This is a genomic window from Rhizobium sp. P2_G9 (assembly GCF_056403475.1).
Genome location: NZ_JBFUFK010000016.1, coordinates 1 through 5,065 on the forward strand (window position 1 = coordinate 1; position 5,065 = coordinate 5,065).

General features: G+C 61.9%; 4 protein-coding genes. All 4 read left to right on the forward strand.

The genetic code is table 11. The annotated features are described in order from the left end of the window. Positions 1-298 precede the first annotated feature (298 nt). The 4 genes from AC1DYF_RS15485 (at position 299) to AC1DYF_RS15500 (ending at position 5,039) form a co-directional block, all read left to right on the forward strand. On the forward strand, positions 299-1,822 hold the full coding sequence (locus AC1DYF_RS15485; protein WP_477877628.1) for a sugar ABC transporter ATP-binding protein: 1,524 nt from the start codon (positions 299-301) through the stop codon (positions 1,820-1,822). A gap of 16 nt (positions 1,823-1,838) precedes the next feature. Beyond that, positions 1,839-2,858, forward strand: a complete 1,020-nt coding sequence (locus tag AC1DYF_RS15490) for an ABC transporter permease (protein ID WP_477877629.1) — start codon at positions 1,839-1,841, stop codon at positions 2,856-2,858. A 76-nt stretch (positions 2,859-2,934) separates the two neighbouring features. Continuing rightward, positions 2,935-3,870: a substrate-binding domain-containing protein gene (locus AC1DYF_RS15495; protein ID WP_477877745.1), complete on the forward strand. Its 936-nt coding sequence runs from the start codon at positions 2,935-2,937 to the stop codon at positions 3,868-3,870. A 116-nt stretch (positions 3,871-3,986) separates the two neighbouring features. Then, entirely contained in the window at positions 3,987-5,039 is a 1,053-nt protein-coding gene (locus AC1DYF_RS15500) for a sugar phosphate isomerase/epimerase family protein (RefSeq protein WP_477877630.1), read from the forward strand. Positions 5,040-5,065: the final 26 nt, after the last annotated feature.

Here is a 5,065-nt window from a genome sequence, read left to right on the forward strand (position 1 = left end):
ACTTATGGGATGCCATGCACAGCCCCAAGGAACGAGCGCGGATCGAGCGCGCGAAGCCGCTGGCGACAGCAGCGTAGCCCGAAATCGCCTCCAGGCTGGGTGGTGGGGCGCGTCGCATCTCCAACTGGCCCAATTGCCGCTACGACAGAATGCCTCCAAATAATAACAGCATGCTCTAAAGTTGCTTTACGTACCTCATTTTCTGGGCTAGCTTGAATCCCGGAGGAATTCAGGTGTTGTATCTCAGCTACATTGGATTTGCTGCGTCTTTCGCGCGCCCCGAACGGGGTGCCGCCCGATGAGCATGTCCGCCGAAAGCTCAGCCGCGCCGCTGTTGCAGGCGGTCGGAATATCCAAGACCTTCGGCATTGTCGAAGTGCTGCGCGACATCAACCTCACCGTCAATGCCGGGCAGGTGCATGCGATCATCGGCGAAAACGGCGCCGGTAAGTCGACATTGATGAAATTGCTCGCCGGACACCTCACACCCACCCGCGGCGAGCTCAGCATGGATGGCCAGCCGATCCATCTCTCCGGTCCTGTCGATGCGGAACATCGCGGTATCGTCCTTGTCCATCAGGAAATCCTGCTCGCGCCCGACCTGACCGTGGCGCAGAACATCTATCTCGGCCGTGAATTGCGCCGCCACCTGACGGTCGACGACCGCGCCATGAACGCCGGCGCCCACAGGGCGATCCTTGAGCTCGGCGCCGACATCGATCCCACCGCCATTGTCGGCCGGCTGTCGATCGCCCAGCGGCAATTGGTGCAGATCGCCCGCGTGCTGCTGGTGCCGCATCGCGTCGTGATCTTCGACGAGCCAACCGCCTCGCTGACCCCGGTCGAAACCGAGGCGCTGCTGAACGTAATTCGCGACATCCGCGACAAGGGCGTCGCCGTACTCTACATCTCGCATCGCCTGCAGGAGGTGAAGGAGATTGCCGATCAGGTGACCGTGCTGCGCGACGGCCGCCTCGTTGCCAGCCATCCGGTGAGCGAGCTGGAACCGGCAGATATGGCGCGGCTGATGGTTGGCCGCGACGTGGCGAAACTCTATCCTGACCGCCATGCCGCGACCACCGCTGGAACTGTGCTCGAAGTCAGCGATTTCAGCGTCCCGCACCACGCCGAGCATGCCTCCTTCAAGCTGCGCAAGGGCGAGATCCTGGGCTTTGCCGGCCTGGTCGGCGCCGGCCGCACGGAACTGATGGAAGGCATTGTCGGCCTGCGGACCGGCAAGGGCCAGATCCGGTTGAACGGGCAGCCGGTGAGCTTTCCGGACGTCAAGTCGAGCCTCAGGGCCGGCATCGTCTATCTCTCCGAGGATCGCAAGGGCAAAGGCCTGCTGCTGCTCAAGGACCTCAAGACCAATCTGACGCTGGCCTCGCTCGGCAAATTCATCCGCGCCTTCCAGATCGACCGCAACAGGGAACGCGCCGCGCTGGACGAGGCAATCCGCGAATTCGATATCCGCACCGGTCGCAAGGACCTGCTCGCCGGCCAGCTCTCGGGCGGCAATCAACAAAAGCTGCTGCTCGCCAAGATGATGATGCTCGATCCCTCGATCGTCATCATCGACGAGCCGACGCGCGGCATCGACATCGGCACCAAGGAACAGATTTATAAATTCATCGCCAAGCTGGCCGCAGAAGGCCGTTCGATCATCGTCGTCTCCTCCGAAATGCCGGAACTGATCGGCATTTGCGATCGCATCATCGTCATGCGCTCGCGCCGGATCGTCGGCGAAGTCACAGGCGAGCACATGAACGAGAACGAGATCGTCGTGCTTGCCACGGGCGTCAAAATCGGGGAGGCCGCCTGAGCGGCGAAGACTGAGCATGGCCAATGTTTCGACCGAAACCCCGAAGATCGAGCGCTCATGGAAGGATATCGACCTGCGCGCGGTGGCACCCTTCGTGGCGCTGGCGCTACTGCTGATTGTCGGCTTCTTCATCAACCCGAATTTTCTTGGCGGTACCAATCTCTCCAACGTCATGACCCGTAGCGCCTTCATCGCCATCATCGCGGTCGGCGCCACCTTCGTGATTTCCTCCGGCGGGCTGGACCTGTCGGTCGGCTCGATGGTCGCCTTCGTCGCCAGCCTGATGATCCTGTTCATGAATTCCGGCGTTATTGCCGAGCCCGGCCTGATGCTGCTTGCCGCCATGGCGCTCGCCGTGGTCATCGGCGCGCTCTGCGGCCTCGCCAACGGCCTCATCACCACGGTCGGCAAGATCGAGCCCTTCATCGCCACGCTCGGCACGATGGGGATCTATCGCGGCCTGACCACCTGGCTGTCGCAGGGCGGCGCGATCACATTGCGCTCGCCGGACCTGCAGAGCCTCTATCGCCCGGCCTATTTCGGCAATATCATCAAGATTGGCAGCTTCAATGTTACGGTGCCGATCCTCATCATCTTCCTCACCGCCGTCATCGGTGCCTTCATCCTCTATCGCACCCGCTATGGCCGGCACGTGCTGGCGGTCGGTTCCAACGAAGACGTGGCGCGCTATTCCGGCATTCCGGTCAATATCGTGCGCACGGTCACCTACGTGCTCCAGGGGCTCTGCGTTTCGGTCGCCGTGCTGCTTTATGTGCCACGTCTCGGTTCGACGTCTGCGACAACAGGCACTCTCTGGGAATTGCAGGCGATCACCGCCGTGGTCGTTGGCGGCACTGCGCTGCGTGGCGGTGTCGGCCGCATCTGGGGCACAGTCTGCGGCGCCTTCATCCTCGAAATCGTCGGCAACATCATGCTGTTGTCGAATTTCATCAGCGAATACCTGATCGGCGCCATCCAGGGCGCGATCATCATCATTGCGATGCTCGTTCAGCGTTCGCTGATGCGGAAATCGTGAACCGGCCGGGTCAAAGGGGTCGCCCGGCCCGCGTGAGAGACCCTGATTTGGGAGAGAGAACATGCGTAAAGGACTAATGGGCATTGCCGCCATCAGCATGATGGCGCTTACCGGCGTCGCCCACGCCGAAGACAAGAAGGTGACGATCGGCGTGTCCATCCCGGCCGCCGACCATGGCTGGACGGCGGGCGTGGTCTTCCATGCCGAACGCGTCGCCAAGCTGCTGATGGCCGAACATCCGGGCCTCAATGTCATCGTCAAGACCTCGCCGGATGCCGCGAGCCAGGCCAATGCCATCCAGGACCTGCAGACGCAGGGCATCGATGCGCTGGTCATCCTGCCGTCCGACCCGGATCCGCTGGTCAACGCCATCAAGGAAGTCAAGGACGCCGGCAAGTTCGTCACCATCGTCGACCGCGCGCCGTCGGTGAACGACAACACGATCCGCGACCTCTATGTCGCCGGCAACAATCCCGCCCTCGGCCAGACGGCCGGCGAATATATCAAGAAGAACGATCCGGACGCCCAGGTCGTCGTCATCCGCGGCCTGCCGATCCCGATCGACCAGCAGCGTCAGGACGGCTTCGACAAGGGTATTGCCGGCTCGAACATCAAGGTTCTCGACCGCCAATACGGCAACTGGAACCGCGACGACGCCTTCAAGGTCATGCAGGATTATTTGACCAAATATCAGAAGATCGACGTGGTCTGGTGCCAGGATGACGACATGGCCGTGGGCGTGCTGCAGGCCATCGACCAGGCCAAGCGTACGGATATCAAATATGTTCTCGCCGGCGCCGGCTCCAAGGACATGGTCAAGAAGGTCATGGACGGCGACAAGCTGATCCCGGTCGACATCCTCTATCCGCCGGCAATGGTCGGCACTGCGATGGAACTGACCGCCAACAACTTCTATGATCAGGTCCCGGTCCGCGGTACCTATGTCCTCGACGCCACTCTCGTCACCAAGGACAATGCCAAGGATTTCTACTTCCCGGATTCTCCGTTCTGATCTGACGTGACCCTCTCGCGCCCATCCCACCGGATGGGCGCGTTTCTTTATGACCTTTTCCGTTTCGCAATCTTTTTTCCGATGTTAATTTCCCGCCACAATCAGGAGGAATCCAAATGAAGACGATCAAGGGCCCGGCGCTGTTTCTCGGACAGTTCGCGGGCGACACCGCCCCCTTCAATTCCTGGGATGCGATCACCAAATGGGCCGCCGATGCCGGCTATGTTGGCGTCCAGGTCCCGACCTGGGCCGGCCAGCTCATCGACCTCAAGAAGGCCGCGACCTCCAAGGACTATTGCGACGAATTCGCCGGAGTCGCCCGCCAGAACGGCATCGAAGTCACCGAGCTCTCGACCCACTTGCAGGGCCAGCTCGTCGCCGTCCATCCGGCCTATGACGAAGCCTTCGACGGCTTTGCAGCACCCGAAGTGCGCGGCAACCCTGGAGCACGCCAGGCCTGGGCCGTCGACCAGGTGAAGATGGCGATCTCGGCCTCGAAGAATCTTGGCATCAAGGCGCATGCGACCTTCTCCGGCGCGCTTGCCTGGCCGTTCATCTATCCCTGGCCGCAGCGCCCGGCCGGCCTGGTCGAAACCGCCTTCGACGAACTCGCCCGCCGCTGGACGCCGATCCTCGACCATGCCGAGGACAATGGCGTCGACGTCTGCTACGAAATCCATCCGGGCGAAGACCTGCATGACGGCGTAACCTTCGAGATGTTCCTCGAGCGGGTTAAGAACCACCCCCGCGCCAACATGCTCTACGACCCGTCGCACTATGTCCTGCAGTGCCTCGACTATCTCGACCACATCGACATCTATCACGACCGCATCAAGATGTTCCACGTCAAGGATGCCGAGTTCAACCCGACCGGCCGGCAGGGCGTCTATGGCGGCTACCAGGGCTGGGTGCAGCGCGCCGGCCGCTTCCGCTCCCCGGGCGACGGCCAGGTCGATTTCGGCGGCATCTTCTCCAAGCTGACCCAATATGATTTCGACGGCTGGGCCGTGGTGGAATGGGAATGCGCGCTGAAACATCCGGAAGACGGTGCGCGCGAGGGTGCGGAGTTTGTCCGGCATCACATCATTCGCGTGACAAAGAAGGCGTTTGACGACTTTGCCGCGTCCGGGACGGATGATGCGGCGAACCGGCGGATGCTGGGGCTGTAATGGGTGGGGGTTACCCCCCCTCTGCC